The following is a 17569-nucleotide window of genomic DNA, read 5'->3' on the forward strand; positions in this document are numbered from 1 at the left end:
GAGAACTGGCCGGTTCTTTCTGACGGAGTAATCATACAAGCCCGGACAGATGCGCCAGCATCGCCTCCGGGAAAATACGCTGCTTGCTAAGAGTGTAAGAAAACGCCTCCACCCTCATTTCCTGGCGCCAATTCCCTATTTTGTGACATCTTCCATTGTATTTTTTTATATATACTCCGATCTTTTTTCGCGAAGCTTATGGATAACTTCAGCATTTTCCGCTGTGCGTTTTAACGTTCACGCTATTTATCGCTCACATATTGGTCACATCGCAAGAAATTTTTACCATTTACCATAATTGCTTATCACTGGCTGCTGGAAAATATTAAGGCGTTTATTCTGTCTATTGGCCGCTAGCATAAATTTCTCTGCTGGAAATAGCGCTTTGCACTTTTTTTAATCTTTGCCCGCCAATTCTCACACCGGATGTAAAACCAGGTTGGCTGTATTGACGTTTCCCCATTCTGTTGACAGATTGTAGGGCATGAGGGGCATTTCATGGAGAATCCGTACTGCAACTCAGTCGTTTTTGTGAAAGGAATCCCCATCTCTCTCAACGCTTTCGGGCACCACCGACCGGACCGGGTATATTCTAAATAGTTCGAGCTGCGGGAAGGCGGCAAGCGTGAGAATCTCCGGGAGCATAGATGACTATGTGACCGGGGTTATCGAGCGCAGCCAACGCATCCGTAGTTCGCAATATGACGAATAAAAATAAATAAAGGTCTGGCGGATATATGCAAACAACATCACATTTGGAGCAGAATAATGAGTATTTCCTTGAAGAAATCAGGGATGCTGAAGCTTGGTCTGAGCCTGGTTGCCATGACCGTCGCAGCAAGCGTACAAGCGAAGACCCTGGTTTATTGTTCAGAAGGTTCGCCGGAAGGCTTTAACCCGCAGCTCTTCACCTCTGGTACCACCTATGACGCCAGCTCAGTGCCGATTTATAACCGCCTGGTGGAATTCAAAACCGGCACCACGGAAGTCATCCCGGGCCTGGCTGAAAAATGGGAAGTTAGCGAAGACGGGAAAACCTATACCTTCCATCTGCGTAAAGACGTGAAGTGGCAGGATAATAAAGATTTTAAACCGACCCGCACGCTGAACGCCGATGACGTTGTCTTCTCCTTCGACAGACAAAAAAATACCAATAACCCGTACCATAAAGTGTCTGGCGGCAGCTATGAATACTTTGAAGGGATGGGATTACCTGACCTGATTAGCGAAGTGAAGAAAGTGGACGATAACACCGTCCAGTTCGTGCTGACCCGTCCGGAATCGCCGTTCCTTGCCGATCTCGCCATGGACTTCGCCTCTATTCTGTCAAAAGAGTATGCCGACAACATGCTGAAAGCCGGTACGCCGGAGAAAGTGGACCTCAACCCAATCGGTACCGGCCCGTTCCAGCTGCTGCAGTACCAGAAAGACTCCCGTATTCTCTATAAAGCCTTCCCGGGCTACTGGGGCACCAAGCCGAAAATCGATCGCCTGGTCTTCTCCATTACCCCTGATGCTTCCGTGCGCTACGCTAAGCTGCAGAAAAACGAATGCCAGATTATGCCGTACCCGAACCCGGCAGATATCGCGCGCATGAAGGAAGACAAAAACATCACGCTGCTGGAACAGCCGGGCCTGAACGTCGGCTACCTCTCTTTCAACACCGAGAAGAAGCCGCTGGATGATGTCAAAGTTCGCCAGGCGCTGACCTACGCGGTCAACAAAGAAGCGATTATCAAAGCCGTTTACCAGGGCGCAGGCCAGGCCGCGAAGAACCTGATCCCGCCGACCATGTGGGGCTATAACGACGACGTTAAAGACTACACCTACGATCCAGAGAAAGCGAAAGCGCTGCTGAAAGAAGCAGGCCTGGAAAAAGGCTTCACCATCGACCTGTGGGCGATGCCGGTACAGCGTCCGTATAACCCGAACGCGCGCCGTATGGCTGAGATGATTCAGGCCGACTGGGCGAAAGTCGGCGTCCAGGCCAAGATCGTGACCTACGAGTGGGGTGAATACCTCAAGCGCGCGAAAGCGGGCGAGCATCAGACCGTCATGATGGGCTGGACCGGCGACAACGGGGATCCGGATAACTTCTTCGCCACCCTGTTCAGCTGCGCGGCGGCAAAAGACGGTTCTAACTACTCCCGCTGGTGCTACAAGCCGTTTGAAGACCTGATTCAGCCGGCTCGCGCCACGGATGACCACAACAAACGCATTGAGCTGTATAAGCAGGCTCAGGTCGTGATGCACGATCAGGCTCCGGCGCTGATCGTCGCCCACTCCACCGTCTATGAGCCGGTGCGTAAAGAGGTCAAAGGCTACGTGGTCGATCCATTAGGTAAACACCACTTCGATAACGTCTCTATCGAATAATAACAGCGTGTTTCCCCTCTCCCCGCCTTGGGGAGAGGGAATTGACATTTGTGAGCAATACAGACGTCCTGTCACCAGGCGGGCCGTCTCCAGAGAGAATCCGGGTTATGTTGCAGTTCATTCTCCGACGTTTGGGACTTGTCATCCCAACATTTATCGGTATTACCCTTCTCACTTTTGCCTTCGTTCATATGATCCCCGGCGACCCGGTGATGATTATGGCGGGCGAACGTGGTATTTCCCCTGAACGTCACGCGCAGCTGCTGGCCGAAATGGGCCTCGATAAACCGATGTGGCAGCAGTACGTCAACTATATTTGGGGCGTGATGCACGGCGATTTGGGCATCTCGCTGAAAAGCCGTATTCCCGTTTGGCAAGAGTTTGTACCGCGCTTTAAGGCCACGATGGAGCTGGGCGTCTGCGCGATGATTTTTGCCGTCATCGTCGGGATCCCGGTGGGCGTGCTGGCGGCGGTTAAACGCGGCTCTATCTTCGACCACACCTCCGTGGGCCTCGCGCTGACAGGCTACTCTATGCCCATCTTCTGGTGGGGCATGATGCTGATCATGCTGGTGTCGGTACAGCTTAACCTGACGCCGGTTTCCGGGCGCATCAGCGATACCGTCTTCCTTGACGATACCCTGCCGCTGACCGGATTTATGCTGATCGATACCGCGATTTGGGGCGAGCCGGGCGACTTTATTGATGCGGTAATGCATATGATCCTGCCCGCCGTGGTGCTGGGGACGATTCCCCTGGCGGTGATTGTGCGTATGACCCGTTCGTCGATGCTGGAAGTGCTGGGCGAGGATTATATCCGTACCGCGCGCGCGAAAGGCCTGACGCGGATGCGGGTGATCATCGTTCATGCGTTGCGTAACGCGATGCTGCCGGTGGTCACGGTGATCGGTCTGCAGGTCGGTACGCTGCTGGCGGGGGCCATCCTGACCGAAACCATCTTCTCCTGGCCGGGCCTTGGCCGCTGGCTGATTGACGCGCTGCAGCGCCGCGACTATCCGGTGGTGCAGGGCGGGGTGCTGCTGGTGGCGACGATGATTATTCTCGTCAACCTGCTGGTCGACCTGTTGTACGGCGTGGTGAACCCGCGTATCCGGCATAAGAAGTAAGGGGCCATCATGTCACAAATTACTGAAAATAAAGTTGTCGCCGCGCCGGTGCCAATGACCCCTCTGCAGGAGTTCTGGCACTATTTTAAACGCAACAAAGGCGCCGTCGTGGGGCTGGCCTATGTCGTGGTGATGATTATCATCGCCATCTTCGCCAACTTCCTCGCGCCCTATAATCCGGCGGATCAGTTCCGCGATGCGCTGCTGGCTCCGCCGTTCTGGCAGGAGGGGGGCAGCGTGAGCCACCTGCTCGGCACCGATGACGTCGGCCGCGATATCCTGTCGCGCCTGATGTACGGCGCGCGCCTGTCGCTGCTGGTCGGCTGTCTGGTGGTGGTACTGTCGCTGATCCTCGGCGTGGTGCTCGGTCTTGTCTCGGGCTACTTTGGCGGCGTGGTTGACTCGGTCATTATGCGCGTTGTCGATATTATGCTGGCGCTGCCGAGCCTGCTGCTGGCGCTGGTGCTGGTAGCCATCTTCGGTCCGTCGATCGTCAATGCCTCGATAGCGCTGACCTTTGTCGCCCTGCCGCACTACGTGCGTCTGACCCGAGCGGCGGTGCTGGTAGAGGTAAACCGCGACTACGTAACCGCTTCCCGCGTGGCGGGGGCAGGCGCGATGCGTCAGATGTTCATCAACATTCTTCCTAACTGCCTTGCGCCGCTGATTGTTCAGGCGTCGCTGGGCTTCTCTAACGCCATTCTCGATATGGCCGCTCTTGGCTTCCTTGGCATGGGTGCGCAGCCGCCGACACCGGAGTGGGGCACGATGCTCTCCGATGTGCTGCAGTTCGCGCAGAGCGCCTGGTGGGTCGTCACCTTTCCGGGTGTCGCTATCCTGCTGACGGTGCTGGCATTTAACCTGATGGGTGACGGTCTGCGTGACGCGCTCGATCCCAAACTGAAGCAGTAAGAGGTTCGAGATGGCGTTATTAAAAGTAGATAAACTCTCGGTGCACTTCGGCGACGAAGGGACGCCGTTCCGCGCCGTAGATCGCGTAAGCTACAGCGTAAATCAGGGCGAAGTGGTCGGTATTGTCGGCGAGTCCGGCTCGGGTAAATCGGTCAGCTCGCTGGCGATTATGGGGCTGATTGACTATCCCGGCCGGGTGATGGCTGAAAAGCTGGAGTTTAACGGTCGCGACCTGAAGCGCATTTCCGAAAAAGAGCGCCGCCAGCTGGTGGGCGCGGAAGTGGCGATGATCTTCCAGGACCCGATGACCAGCCTGAATCCGTGCTATACCGTCGGTTACCAGATTATGGAAGCCATTAAGGTGCACCAGGGCGGCAACAAGAAAACCCGCGTGCAGCGGGCGATTGACCTGCTGACGCTGGTGGGGATCCCCGATCCGGCTTCGCGTCTTGACGTCTATCCGCACCAGCTTTCCGGCGGTATGAGCCAGCGCGTGATGATCGCGATGGCCATCGCCTGTCGGCCAAAGCTGCTGATTGCCGATGAGCCCACGACGGCGCTGGATGTGACCATCCAGGCGCAGATCATCGAGCTGCTGCTGGAGCTGCAGCAGAAAGAGAATATGGCGCTGATCCTGATCACCCACGATCTGGCGCTGGTGGCCGAAGCGGCGCACAAAATCATCGTCATGTACGCGGGGCAGGTGGTGGAAACCGGCGACGCGAAGGATATCTTCCGCGCGCCTCGCCACCCCTATACGCAGGCGCTGCTGCGCGCGCTGCCGGAGTTCGCTCAGGATAAAGCGCGTCTTGCCTCGCTGCCGGGCGTGGTGCCGGGCAAATACGACCGTCCGAGCGGCTGTCTGCTCAACCCGCGCTGCCCCTATGCGACCGACAAATGCCGCAGCGAAGAACCTGAGCTGAACCTGCTTAACGGCGGTCGCCAGTCGAAATGTCATTACCCACTTGATGATGCCGGGAGGCCTGGGCTATGAGTACGCATGAGGCCACCACGCAACAGCCTCTGTTGCTGGCCACCGATTTGAAAAAATACTATCCGGTGAAGAAGGGGCTCTTCACGCCGGAACGCCTGGTCAAGGCGCTGGACGGCGTCTCGTTTACCCTTGAACGCGGTAAAACGCTGGCGGTAGTGGGGGAGTCCGGCTGCGGTAAATCCACGCTCGGTCGTTTGCTGACGATGATTGAAATCCCCACCGGCGGCGAGCTCTATTACCAGGAACAGGACCTGCTTAAGCACGATCCGCAGGCGCAGAAGCTGCGCCGGCAGAAAATCCAGATTGTGTTCCAGAACCCCTACGGTTCGCTGAACCCGCGTAAAAAGGTGGGGCAGATTCTGGAAGAGCCGCTGCAGATCAACACCAGCTTGAGCAAAGAGCAGCGCCGGGAGAAGGCGCTGGCGATGATGGCCAAAGTGGGCCTGAAAACCGAGCACTATGACCGCTATCCGCATATGTTCTCCGGCGGCCAGCGTCAGCGTATCGCCATTGCCCGCGGTCTGATGCTTGACCCGGACGTGGTGATCGCCGACGAACCGGTTTCCGCGCTGGACGTTTCGGTGCGCGCGCAGGTGCTGAACCTGATGATGGATTTACAGCAGGATCTGGGGCTTTCTTACGTCTTTATCTCCCACGATCTGTCGGTTGTGGAGCATATCGCTGATGAAGTGATGGTGATGTATTTAGGCCGCTGCGTGGAGAAAGGGACGAAAGATCAAATCTTCAACAACCCGCAGCATCCGTACACGCAGGCGCTGCTGTCGGCAACGCCGCGTCTGAATCCGGATGACCGCCGCGAGCGCATCAAGCTCACCGGCGAGCTGCCGAGCCCGCTGAATCCGCCGCCGGGCTGCGCGTTTAACGCCCGCTGCCGTCGCCGTTTCGGCCCGTGCACCCAGCTTCAGCCGCAGCTGAAGGACTACGGTGGCCAGCTGGTAGCCTGCTTTGCGGTCGACCAGGATCAGAACGGCGAGAAGCCCCTGAGCTGATTCAGGCAATCGATAATCAAAGCCGAAGCCTGTGCTTCGGCTTTTTTTTAACCATAACTCAGCACTGTTGGAACAACCGACAACGAACAATACTGGCATTTTACGCCACAACCATTGCTATCTCGGGAGTCCGGGATAACTACATGAATGTATTTTACTTTATCTTGATTGTTTCTTTAGCCGGAGCAAATTAACAGCAAAAGCGATGCATAAAACTGTTCCTTGTTGTTCGGTCAACGCTTTATATTCCTGGTTTTTGGCTAACATCCTGAGCTATTTATTTTGGACGGGAACAATATTTTATTATTTTAATTAAGCGCGGTAAGTGATTTCTAAACGCCTTAAAAAATATTAAAATGTATTCTCTTTAGCCTTCCCCTGGCGTGTATTACGCCATTTTTTAAAATTCAGACAGTATAAAAAACTACGATCTGCTAATAGCCTGGCAGGCTGCGGGGGGATTGACGGCGCAGCCGCCCAAAAAATGGGGCTATCATTTTGAAAAAGAACTGTTAGTGTAACCTCACTACCACTATGGAATTACACCAGCCTGACCTATCCAAAATAATCAAAACGCGACTAAAGTTAGCGTATTGTGACGGCCGTAACGCCGGGTAAATGCCCAAAAAACAACAAATTAAACTACGCTTTAGTGGCGTGGGATGACAATTAAAACAGATTAAATATGACGTATTTAAATCATGAGGTTATCTATGAACCATTATGATGATTTGCAGCGCTTCAAGGAAAAGACGCGGACACACAGTCTAAAATTTAAGGACCTCTCATCAGAAGCCGCCGCCGGCGAAAAAGGGGATTGGGTTATTCTCAATCAACTTATTCCGGCGGAGGAAGCGTCTTCTTTGGCCATGGGTGGGTCAGTTTCCTTACCTCTGCCGCAGCGGGTTCCTGCCGATATGTTTCACAAGGTGGAGCCTGCGGCCGTTCAGGCTCCCCCAGCGCCCTCTTTGGCTGCACCGTCCCTGATTATCCCGCCCTCCGCGCCGCAGCCCGCCCCCCTGACGGACATTGCTGCTGCGGCGGCCGTAGAGCCTGCTCTGCCGCAAAGCCTGGCAGCGGCTGCGCCCGCCCCCCAGCCGGCGGTTTCTCAGGCTGCTGCGCAGCCGGTACCGGTCAGCGTCCCTGCTCCGGCAGTCAGGCCTCGTCCGGCGGCCGCGCCGACGACGGAGGGTTTTGCCCATCTTTTTGCGGCCAAAACCGCGCAGCCGGTAGCAAAAGATAAAGATCAGTCACTGAAATCACTCCTGGAGAGGATTGCGACATGCCGTTGATCTGCGTGTGTTCACCGAAAGGCGGCGTAGGAAAAACGACCCTGGCGGCAAATCTGGCCTGGGCGCTGGCCCGCGCAGGTAGCAAAGTTCTGGCCCTTGATTTTGATGTGCAGAACGCCCTGCGCCTGCATTTTGGCGTCCCCCTCAGCGACGAGCGCGGCTATGTCGCGAAAGCGCTGGAGCTCCATGACTGGAGCCAGTGCGTATTAAGCGCCGGCAGCAATATTTTCGTCTTGCCCTACGGCGACGTGAGCGACGCGCAGCGGCAGGCCTTCGATGAACGCCTGAGCCATGACGAGCATTTCCTGACCCGCGGCCTGGCGGCATTACTCAATTATCCGGGACTGATTACTATTGCCGACCTGCCGCCGGGCCCTTCGCCCGCGCTAAAGGCGCTCACTTCGCTTGCCGATATGCATCTGGTACCGCTGCTGGCGGATACCGCCTCGACGTCCGCGCTGGCGCACGTGGAAAAGCAGCGTCTGACCGGGGGCGAACTCAACCATAAACTCGGACACTATTTTGTGATCAACCAGAGCGATAACCGTCGCCAGGTCAGTCGCGATGTTACGGCGTTAATGGAAGAAAAGCTGGGCGATCGTCTGCTGGGCATCATCCATCGTGATGAAAGCGTGGTGGAAGCGAATGCTTCCCAGAAGTCGATCCTGGACTTTAACTCCTCCTCCGCAGCCGCCTTTGATATTGAAATTATTGCCAAAAAAATCTCTGCGCAGTTGGGTATCAATATTGGTGACGGCAAGGTGCATAGCCAGCCTCGCAGGTCAGGGCTTTAATTTAATTGCAGGGCTGCTGAATGAAAAAGACGCTTTTCTGGTTGCTGGTACTGGTACTTTCGCCCATTGCCGTGCTGGTGGTGATCACGCCGATGGACAGCCAAAAGCAGTATATTTTTGGCCTGCTGAGCATCGGTATTCTCTTTGTGATGGGGTTCAGTAAAAACCGCAGCGTTTCCGTCATCATGGTGGTGACATCGCTGCTGATGTCGACCCGTTATATGTATTTCCGTTTAACGCAGACCCTGCATTTTAACTCCACCATCGAAGCGATTCTGGGGATGGGGCTGTTTCTGGCGGAAGTCTATATCTGGGTGATGCTGCTGCTTAACTACCTGCAAACGGTCTGGCCGCTAAAGCGTGAAATTGTCCCGCTGCCGGATGATATGAGCAAATGGCCGACGGTGGATATCTATATTCCCAGCTATAACGAACCGCTTGAGGTGGTGCGTGATACGGTGCTGGCTGCGCAGTGTATTGATTATCCAAAAGATAAATTAAAAATCTATTTGCTGGATGACGGTAAGCGCAATGAATTCGCGGTATTCGCCGCCGACGTTGGGGTTGGGTATATCACCCGTAACGATAACAAACACGCCAAGGCGGGCAACCTCAACCACGCGATGACGTTGACCCACGGCGAGCTTATCTGCGTTTTTGATTGCGACCACGTGGCAACCCGCGTCTTTTTGCAGGCGACGGTGGGCGGATTCCTCAACGATCCGATGCTGGCGCTGGTGCAGACGCCGCACTACTTCTATTCGCCGGACCCTTTTGAGCGCAACCTCTCCGTGGGCCGCAATATTCCCAACGAAGGGATGCTGTTTTATGGCCCGATTCAGCAGGGGAACGACAACTGGAACGCGACCTTTTTCTGCGGCTCCTGCGCCGTCATTCGCCGCGCCGCGCTGGAGCAGATCGGCGGCTTTGCGGTAGAGACCGTGACCGAAGATGCCCATACCGCGCTGAAGTTCCAGCGCCTGGGCTGGAAGTCGGCGTTCCTTGATATTCCTCTGGCGGCCGGCTTAGCCACCGAACGTCTGGTGGTGCACGTGATTCAGCGTACCCGCTGGGCGCGCGGGATGACGCAAATATTCCGTCTGGATAACCCGCTACTGGGCCGTGGGCTGACGTTCCAGCAGCGCCTGTGCTATCTCAGCGCCATGCTCTATTATCAGTTCGCCCTGCCGCGGGTGGTCTTTGTCACCGCACCGCTGGCCTACCTGCTGTTCAACCTGAATATCATCTACTCCTCGGCCAGCCTGATTGTCTCCTACGCGCTGCCGCATCTGTTCCTCGCGATCTATGTCGGCTCGCGCATGAACGGCCGCTATCGTTACAGCTTCTGGGGCGAAATTTACGATATCGTGCTGGCGTTCCACCTGGTGCTGCCGACGCTGGTGACCATGATTTTCCCCAAACGCGGGAAATTCAACGTGACCGATAAAGGCGGCCTGCTGGACGTGGGCTACTTCGACTTTACCGTCGTCAGACCGCACCTGGTCGTCGCCTGTCTGCTGGGCCTGGGGGTGGTGGTCGGTATCGTCCGCGCCATCGGTCACGACTACTTTGGCTCAGACCCGAACGTTATCGCGCTGAACGTCGGCTGGGGGATTTACAGCCTGATCTTCCTGCTGGCCGCCATTGCCGTGGCGCGCGAAACCCGTCAGGTGCGAAAAACGATTCGTATTGATGTCGATATTCCGGTGCTGATCCACTACACCAGCGGCATTGTCTCCCGCAGCCACACCGCGGACCTGTCCATGGGCGGCTGCCGCGTAAGCGCGCCGGATAAGCGTCACCTGCAGGATGAAATCGAAGAGATTGAGCTGATTCTCCAGTCCGGCGCGATTTCGATCCCGGTGCGCCAGGTCACCGCTGACGACCAGTTTATTCGTCTGCAATTTGATGAAAATATTCAGCTCTCCCGCCGCCGCGAGCTGGTGCGCGTGGTGCTGGCCCGCGCCGATGCGTGGATTAACCCGCCGCGCCCGCAGGACAACCCGTTCCGCTCTTTTGCCACCATTTTGCGCTGCGTATTCGAACTGTTCTGGCTGACGTGGAAGACGCGCCGTAGCCAGCGTCGTCAGCCGCCTGCGGCGAATCCCGCGCAGGAGGACGGCAGCCTATGAAACGTTTAACGACGCTTGCGCTGCTGGCCGGTATGCTCTCTGCGCCAGCGCTGCATAGCGAGGAAACGCCCCCGGACGCATTGCCGCCGCTTAATTTTCCGCTACCTGATGCGCAAGCCAGCGGCGCGTCGGCGCCTGCCAGCGAGTCGAATTCGCCCGCCACGACGGAGCCCGCGCCGGCAAACGTCCCTCAGCCGGCTTCGCTACCCGCGATGCCGTCGCCGGTTGCCTCTGGGGTCGCTGATACGGTGCCGCTAACGCCGATTGTCGGCGGAGACCTGAACCTCATGCAGATGGGCATGCCGGACGGTATCATCCTTAGCGGTGGACAAAACCAGGGCGGCGCCAGCTTTACGCTGCCCTCCGATCAGGTGGTCACCCACGCCCAACTGATGCTGGATGTTAAGGTCTCGCCGGAGATGGCGTCCCGCAACGCCACGCTGCAGTTAATGCTCAACGGCCAGCCGCTCGGCACGCTGCCGCTGGGCGCGGACGGCGAGGAGATCTCGCACTATCAGCTGGATATTCCGGCGGCGCTGATGGTCTCCAGCAACAACCTGAGCTTTAAGATTAACGACGGCGATGCAATGCAGTGCCGGCTCGATATTCACGACACCTCGCGGGTGACCATTTTGCCCGCCTCCCACTTTAGCTGGGAGAGCCAGCAGCTTAATATCAGCAACGATTTAGGCCATTTCCCGCGCCCGTTTTTCGACAGCATGCAGATGACGCCGGCGGATATCGCTATCGCGTATCCGGAGAAACCAACGGCGGATATTTTCAGCGCTGCGGCGCTGGTGTCGTCATGGCTGGGTATTCAGGCCGATTATCGCGGTATCGCTTTTGACGCGCTGCGCGATCGCCTGCCCGAGAAGCACGGTATTATCATCGGTCACCCTGGCGATCGGGTGGGCGGCCTGACGCTACCGCAAACCGACAAGCCGCTGCTGCGGATCGTTGAGAACCCCGGCAATCCGGCCTATAAGCTGCTGCTCATCGTCGGCCAGAACGACGCGGCGCTGCGGATGGCCGCCTGGCGACTGACCCGCGGCGATTTCGCCCCGCAGACGGCCAGCATGGATGTTGATCCGCAGACGATAGCCGTCAGCAAGCCGTACGATGCCCCGCGCTGGATCGCCACCGATCGGCCGGTAAAAATCAGCGAGCTGATCCGCCAGGATCAAAGTATGACCGTCAGCGGCGTATGGCATGAACCGCTGCGCGTGGCCTTCCGCGCCGCGCCGGACCTCTACCTGTGGGATGGCGAAACCATACCCCTGCAGATCGGCTACCGTTTCCCGTCGGAGAGCTGGATTAACGAGGATAGGTCGCTGCTGAGCGTGACGCTCAACAACACCTTCCTCAACAACCTGCCGATGAATAAACAGGGTCCGCTGGAGAAGCTCTGGCGTCACCTGGGCGGCGACGCGCGTCAGGAACGGTTCACTATCCCGCTGGCGCCGTATCTGATTTACGGCGATAACCAGCTCTCGCTCTATTTCAATCTGGTGCCGAAGGACAGCGCGCCCTGTTCAGTTCTGCTGAACAGCACGATTAAAAGCCGCATCACCGACGACTCGTGGATCGATTTGAGCGGTACGCGGCACTTCTCGTTGTTGCCGAATCTTTCCTATTTTGTCGGCGCGTCGTTCCCGTTCTCCCGGTTGGCGGATTATTCGCAAACCACGCTGCTGCTGCCGGAACAGCCTTCGGAAACGCAGGTCGCGACGATGCTGAATCTGGCCGCCCGTTCGGGTAATTCGACCGGTAAAGCGCTGGCCAATAACCGCGTGATGCTGGGCGTTCCTGACGACGGCGCGAATGCGCTGTTCCTGCGCGATCGCGATGTCCTGGCGGTGAGCGCCCTCGATCAGAAAGCGTTTAATCAGCGCCTGCTGGCCGATTCTCCCTATCAACCGGTCGATAACCTGCTGAGCGTACGTGAACCGGCGCTATGGACAAAAATTCAGCGCAGGCTGAGCGGCGACTGGGCCTCCGACGGCGTGGATGCCGATCGCTATTTCTCTTCCAGCAGCGCCTGGCGCGGGTTTATTAGCTATCGCTCGCCGTGGAACCCGCAGCGGGTGGTCGTGGTGGCGATGGCCAGCAGCGACGATCAGCTGGCGAAACTGGAAGACGATCTTAATTCACCGCGCATCAATGCCGGTATTCGCGGCGATACGGCGGTGATTACCAGCGACAACGGCGTGCGTAGCTTCCAGGTCAGTACGCCGTTCCCCAGCGGCCAGATGCCGTGGTACATGATGGCGGTGTGGTATGCCAACCAGCACTCCGGCCTGCTGGCGGTGCTGGGGTTAATCGCCACGTCCATTCTGGGTCTGGCGCTGACCGCGATGTTCAAACGTCATGCCCGCAAGCGCCTGGAGTCGGGAGATAGCCAATGAAAAGAGTCGGTAAAATGAATACGAAGGCGGCCCGTCAATTTTCCACGCTGTGCCTGTCCGGCGCGCTGACGCTTGGCGCCTTCGGCGAGGCGCAGGCGGCGGGTAACGATGCGGCGCTGCAGGCGCTGTTTGCGCAGGCCAACTACTGGCACGAAAAATCGCACGACGAGCTGGCGATGGAATCGCTGCAAAAAGTGTTATCGGTGGATGCCAACAACGCTCAGGCGCTGTACCTGATGGCGCTGTGGGCGCAGCAGGGGGGCAACCTGCAGGCCGCGGCCCAGTGGCGGGCGCGACTGGAGAAAGCGGCGCCCAACAGTCCCGGCTTGCAGGATCTGGATAGCGCCAAAAAAATGGCGCAGGTCCCGCAGGGGCAGCTCAATCTGGCCAGACAGCAGGCGCGCAGCGGCAACGTGCCTGCCGCGCTGGCGACCTGGCGGAGTATGTTCAACGGCAGCGTTCCGCCTTCCGGACTGGCGGCGGAATACTACATGACGATGGCCAGCGACAAATCGCTCTATCCGCAGGCGTTGAGCGAACTGCGTCAGTACGTCGCTCAGCATCCGCAGGAAAACGGGCCGCGCGTGGCCCTGGGCAAGGCGCTGACCTGGCGCGAAGAGACCCGCCGGGAAGGGATCGCCATGCTGGAGCCGATGGCCAGCGGCAGCAAAGAAGCCGATGCGGGACTGCGTCAGGCGCTGCTGTGGATGGGGCCGCAGCCGGGAGATGAGCCGTTTTACGATACCTGGATGCAGCGCCACCCGCAGGATAGCGAAGTGCAGAACTACTTCCGCGAACGGCGCAGCGGCCAGGCGCGCGGTCAGGGTTACGCTGATCTGAACAGCGGCAATACCGCCGCGGCGAAGCAGCAGTTTGAACAGGTCCTGCAAACCAATCCGCAGGATGCTGACGCGCTTGCCGGGATGGGCTATATCGCCCAGCGCAGCGGCGATTTTCAGGCGGCCTCTCAGTATTTGGGCCGGGCGGCGGATCTCGGCGGCGAGGGCTCTGAAACCCGGCGTCAGCAGGCAGGGGATGCGCTATTTTACGGCCAGCTTGCTCAGGCGCAGCAGGCCTATAAGCAAGGCAACATTAGCCAGGCGCTGGCGCTCTCCGCGCCGCTGGCGCAGCAGAGCGGGACGCAGGGCTCGGCGGCGAAGCTGTTCCGCGCCGACGTTCTGCGCCACAACAAAGACCTGCCCCAGGCCGAACAAACGCTGCGGGTGCTGCTCAACGAGCAGCCGCAAAATGGCCCCGCCCGGGAGAATCTCTATTACGTTCTGCGTGAACAGAATAAAACCGCAGAAGCCCAGTCGATGCTGCGAACGCTGCCGGAAAGCCTGCAGCAAAAGCTGCAGCCGCGCGTGGTCACCGGGACGCCGGGAGACTCCCTGCGTCGACAGGCCCAGGAGCAGGCCAGCGGCGGTAACGTGTCCGGGGCGATCGCCACGCTGCGCCAGGGCGTTTCTCGCTATCCGGACGATGCGTGGATGCGCCTCGATCTGGCCCGACTGCTGCAAAAATCCGGCAACGACGGCGAGGCGAATGCGATTATGGGCGCCGCGTATCGTCCCGGCGCCAGCAGCAGCTCGCTGTACGCCGCCGCCCTTTTCGCCAGCGAGAACGGCGGCTGGCAGCAGGCGCAAACGCTGCTGGCAAGAATTCCCCCCGCCAGCCAGACCAGCCAGATGCGCGATTTGCACCAGCGGGTGAACTACAACCTGCAGCTGGCGACGGCCGAGGGGTATCTGGCGCAGGGTAATTCCGTCGCGGCGTCCAATACGCTGAGGGCGATGGCCGCGACGCCGCCAAAAGCCCCGGCGGATGTCGGTAAACTGGCGCGTCTGCTGGCCCAGAGCGGCGATGTCACTACCGCGGTATCGCTGGTGCGTAACAATATTAACGGCGGCATCTCCGGCAACGCCGGGGATTACGCCGATCAGGTGACGGTGCTTAACCAGGCTGGCCTGACCAACGAAGCGCAGAGGCTGCTCACCAACCCGCAGCTGCAGGCAAGCAGTACGCCGACGCAGCTGGCCAGCATTCGCAACGGCTATGTGATTAACGACGCGGATCGCCTGCGTGAGCAGGGTAACTACGCGGCGGCGTATGACAAGCTGATGGGCGCCATGCAGAGCGACCCGCAAAATACCGACCTGATGTTCGCCATGGCGCGTCTCTATCAGAGCGGCAAAATGAATAAAGAGGCCGGGGTCGTCTATGACTACCTGATGACCCGCGATACGCCGACCCAGGACGCGCGCAGCGGGGCTATTGATGTCGCGCTGTCGGCGGGCGATAACGACCGGGCGGCGCAGCTGGCAGGCGGGCTGCGCCCGGATAATTCGCCGGACCGTTTGCTGCTGCTGGCGCGCGTGGCCGAATCGCAGGGCCATCATCAGCAGGCGATGACCTATCTGCGCAGCGCTCGCGGCAGGCTGCTGGGGTTACAGAGCAGCAACGGTACGCAAACGCCGACCGTGGGCGGCGTGCTGGCGGCGGATAATCCGTTCGTCGGCGTCTCGCGCACGCCGGCGGCGACGCGTACCGCCTCCAGCTACGGGCAATATATGCCGTGGCAGGTTTCTCAGGTATCGACGGGCGATGGCAGCACGCTGCCGGGGATCCAGCGCACCGATCTGCCGGTCGAAACCGCGCAGACCCGGATGCTGCGCCAGGTGGATACCATGATGGAGACGTTGCAGGAAAAAACCGGCACCTGGCTGCAGGGGGGCATGGAGGTTCGCGGCCGCGATGGCGAATCCGGCACCAGTAAGCTGACCGAAATCAAAACCCCGCTGACCTGGTCCTCCTCGCCGTTCGGTGATTCGCGTTTCGACTTTACCGTGACGCCGATTACGTTGAACGCAGGGACGGCAACCGGTGACGCCTGGCGGCGCTATGGCGCGAATCCGCTATCAAACGCGGTCTCCAATATGATTTCCACCGCCACCAGCGAGCAGGCGGCGATTGCGGCGATGACCGCTACCGAGCGCACGACGTACTTTGCCAACAATCCGGGGGCGGAGACCTTGAGCGGTCTCGGCACGCTGAATGCTTCAGACTTTAACGCTACCACCAGCAGCGGCATGGAAAACCTGGCGAAGCTGGGCGCTTACGATTCCGGGCAGGTCGCCAGCTATCTGGCTTCTTCAAATCTGAAACCTAACGTTGATCGAGCCAGCGGCTCAACCGATTCACAAAAAGCCAACGGCGTGGCGCTGGCGCTGGCGCTGAGCGGCGACGAATATCGCGTCGATATCGGCAGCACGCCGCTGGGTCAGGATCTGAATACCATTGTGGGCGGCGTGAAGTGGTCGCCGAAGCTGACTAACTATCTGTCGCTGATTTTTACCGGCGAGCGTCGTTCGCTGACCGACAGCCTGCTCTCCTGGGTGGGGCTGAAGGATTCCTACTCCGGCAAAACCTGGGGTCAGGTGACCAAAAACGGCGGTACCCTGCAGCTCAGCTATGACGACGGCGATGCCGGTTTCTACGTCGGCGGCGGGGGCTATAGCTACCTGGGACAAAACGTCGCCAGCAATACCAGCATCAACGCCAACGCCGGGGTTTATCTGCGGCCTTACCACGATGAGTATCGTCAGCTGCAGACCGGGCTGAGTATGAGCTACATGGATTACTCGAAAAACCTGAGCTACTTCACCTACGGACAAGGGGGCTACTTCAGCCCGCAGAACTACGTCAGCGTGTCGCTGCCGGTAAGCCTGACGGAGAAATATGATAACTGGACGATGAAGCTTGGCGGTTCGGTGGGGTATCAATCTTACAGCCAGGATAAGAGCGCCTATTTCCCGACCAACGCCGAGTGGCAGCAAACGCTCGAGACCGCTGTGAGCAACGGTTTTGCCAAAGAGGCCTACTATTCAGCCACCTCGAAGAGCGGCATCGGCTATACCCTGCGCGCCGGCGCGGATTACAAAGTCAATAAACAGATGACGCTCGGCGGCCAGGTGGGTTATGACACCTTCGGCGATTACAACGAGAGCACCGCCGGCCTCTATATCCGCTACATGCTGGGAGATCGCTGATCGTGACGGACAATAATAATGCGCTGGTAATGGCCTGGTTTCAGCAGCAGCAAACCCCTGCCGGGTGGTTCGATCTGCTGCTGATTATGGTTGATGGCATGGTCAATAACGCGGGCGAGCTGGAGAGCCAGCCCTTTCTGCGGCAAATGGGCGAGGCGCTGGCCGATGAGCATCCGCTACCGGAGTCGGAAACGCTCGGTGAGCTGGAAGCCAATATGAATGCGCAGCTAAGCCGGTTTCAGTGGGGCGTAGTGAGCGTTGAGGTTAGCGATGACGGCCTGCGGTTACGCCATCAGGCGCTGCCGGTGAGCCGCGATGAAGCGCGCCGCGTCCGCTGGTGTAATGCGTTTTGTGCCATACTCGAGGGGCTTTATTCCCGCTGGCTACAGGGACAGGGCGGCGCGGCGCACGTGGTGTTACAGCGCGAGCGGCTGTTTTCGGTCTCTGACGTTCAGTTTCTTTACTTCCATCCCTGAAG

Annotated in this window: 10 protein-coding genes and 1 pseudogene; all 11 read left to right on the forward strand. The window is 58.4% G+C overall.

Annotated features, from left to right (window positions below):
• Positions 1-768: 768 nt before the first annotated feature.
• The 11 genes and pseudogenes from dppA to bcsD all read left to right on the forward strand — a co-directional run bounded on the left by dppA (position 769) and on the right by bcsD (position 17567).
• Positions 769-2376, forward strand: coding sequence for a dipeptide ABC transporter periplasmic-binding protein DppA (gene dppA, locus ABLU96_RS21985; RefSeq protein WP_004855324.1), 1608 nt, complete (start codon positions 769-771; stop codon positions 2374-2376).
• A 107-nt stretch (positions 2377-2483) separates the two neighbouring features.
• The gene (gene dppB, locus ABLU96_RS21990; RefSeq protein ID WP_014227188.1) at positions 2484-3503 is read left to right on the forward strand and encodes a dipeptide ABC transporter permease DppB; all 1020 of its coding nucleotides are present in this window, start codon (positions 2484-2486) and stop codon (positions 3501-3503) included.
• Positions 3504-3512: 9 nt separating this feature from the next.
• Positions 3513-4415, forward strand: a complete 903-nt coding sequence (gene dppC, locus ABLU96_RS21995; protein ID WP_025106797.1) for a dipeptide ABC transporter permease DppC — start codon at positions 3513-3515, stop codon at positions 4413-4415.
• A 10-nt stretch (positions 4416-4425) separates the two neighbouring features.
• Positions 4426-5409, forward strand: a complete 984-nt coding sequence (dppD, locus tag ABLU96_RS22000) for a dipeptide ABC transporter ATP-binding protein (protein ID WP_064406154.1) — start codon at positions 4426-4428, stop codon at positions 5407-5409.
• Positions 5406-6419, forward strand: coding sequence for a dipeptide ABC transporter ATP-binding subunit DppF (gene dppF / locus ABLU96_RS22005; protein ID WP_064406152.1), 1014 nt, complete (start codon positions 5406-5408; stop codon positions 6417-6419). Before dppD ends, dppF begins: the two co-directional genes overlap by 4 nt.
• 713 nt (positions 6420-7132) lie before the next feature.
• The gene (gene bcsO / locus ABLU96_RS22010) at positions 7133-7711 is read left to right on the forward strand and encodes a cellulose biosynthesis protein BcsO (RefSeq protein WP_064406150.1); all 579 of its coding nucleotides are present in this window, start codon (positions 7133-7135) and stop codon (positions 7709-7711) included.
• Between the two features lies 1 nt (position 7712).
• A pseudogene (bcsQ, locus tag ABLU96_RS22015) lies at positions 7713-8505 on the forward strand (cellulose biosynthesis protein BcsQ).
• 20 nt (positions 8506-8525) lie between these two features.
• A complete protein-coding gene (bcsA, locus tag ABLU96_RS22020) occupies positions 8526-10637 on the forward strand; it encodes a UDP-forming cellulose synthase catalytic subunit (protein ID WP_014227182.1) in 2112 nt (703 codons plus the stop codon).
• Positions 10634-13042 carry a cellulose biosynthesis cyclic di-GMP-binding regulatory protein BcsB gene (gene bcsB, locus ABLU96_RS22025; RefSeq protein ID WP_057173464.1) on the forward strand — a complete coding sequence of 803 codons (2409 nt, stop codon included), beginning with the start codon at positions 10634-10636 and terminating at the stop codon, positions 13040-13042. Before bcsA ends, bcsB begins: the two co-directional genes overlap by 4 nt.
• Entirely contained in the window at positions 13039-17091 is a 4053-nt protein-coding gene (locus tag ABLU96_RS22030) for a cellulose biosynthesis protein BcsC (RefSeq protein WP_064406148.1), read from the forward strand. The genes bcsB and ABLU96_RS22030 overlap by 4 nt, the downstream gene beginning before the upstream one ends.
• On the forward strand, positions 17091-17567 hold the full coding sequence (gene bcsD / locus ABLU96_RS22035; RefSeq protein WP_025106801.1) for a cellulose biosynthesis protein BcsD: 477 nt from the start codon (positions 17091-17093) through the stop codon (positions 17565-17567). Before ABLU96_RS22030 ends, bcsD begins: the two co-directional genes overlap by 1 nt.
• The last annotated feature ends 2 nt before the right edge of the window (positions 17568-17569 follow it).

It is taken from the genome of Klebsiella sp. CN_Kp106, from assembly GCF_040064575.1.
In the GTDB taxonomy this organism is placed as follows: domain Bacteria; phylum Pseudomonadota; class Gammaproteobacteria; order Enterobacterales; family Enterobacteriaceae; genus Klebsiella; species Klebsiella michiganensis.

Coding starts and splice junctions, on each gene's coding strand:
- dppA (WP_004855324.1), top strand. CDS start 769: ATGAGTATTTCCTTGAAGAAATCAGGGATGCTGAAGCTTGGTCTGAGC.
- dppB (WP_014227188.1), top strand. CDS start 2,484: ATGTTGCAGTTCATTCTCCGACGTTTGGGACTTGTCATCCCAACATTT.
- dppC (WP_025106797.1), top strand. CDS start 3,513: ATGTCACAAATTACTGAAAATAAAGTTGTCGCCGCGCCGGTGCCAATG.
- dppD (WP_064406154.1), top strand. CDS start 4,426: ATGGCGTTATTAAAAGTAGATAAACTCTCGGTGCACTTCGGCGACGAA.
- dppF (WP_064406152.1), top strand. CDS start 5,406: ATGAGTACGCATGAGGCCACCACGCAACAGCCTCTGTTGCTGGCCACC.
- bcsO (WP_064406150.1), top strand. CDS start 7,133: ATGAACCATTATGATGATTTGCAGCGCTTCAAGGAAAAGACGCGGACA.
- bcsA (WP_014227182.1), top strand. CDS start 8,526: ATGAAAAAGACGCTTTTCTGGTTGCTGGTACTGGTACTTTCGCCCATT.
- bcsB (WP_057173464.1), top strand. CDS start 10,634: ATGAAACGTTTAACGACGCTTGCGCTGCTGGCCGGTATGCTCTCTGCG.
- ABLU96_RS22030 (WP_064406148.1), top strand. CDS start 13,039: ATGAAAAGAGTCGGTAAAATGAATACGAAGGCGGCCCGTCAATTTTCC.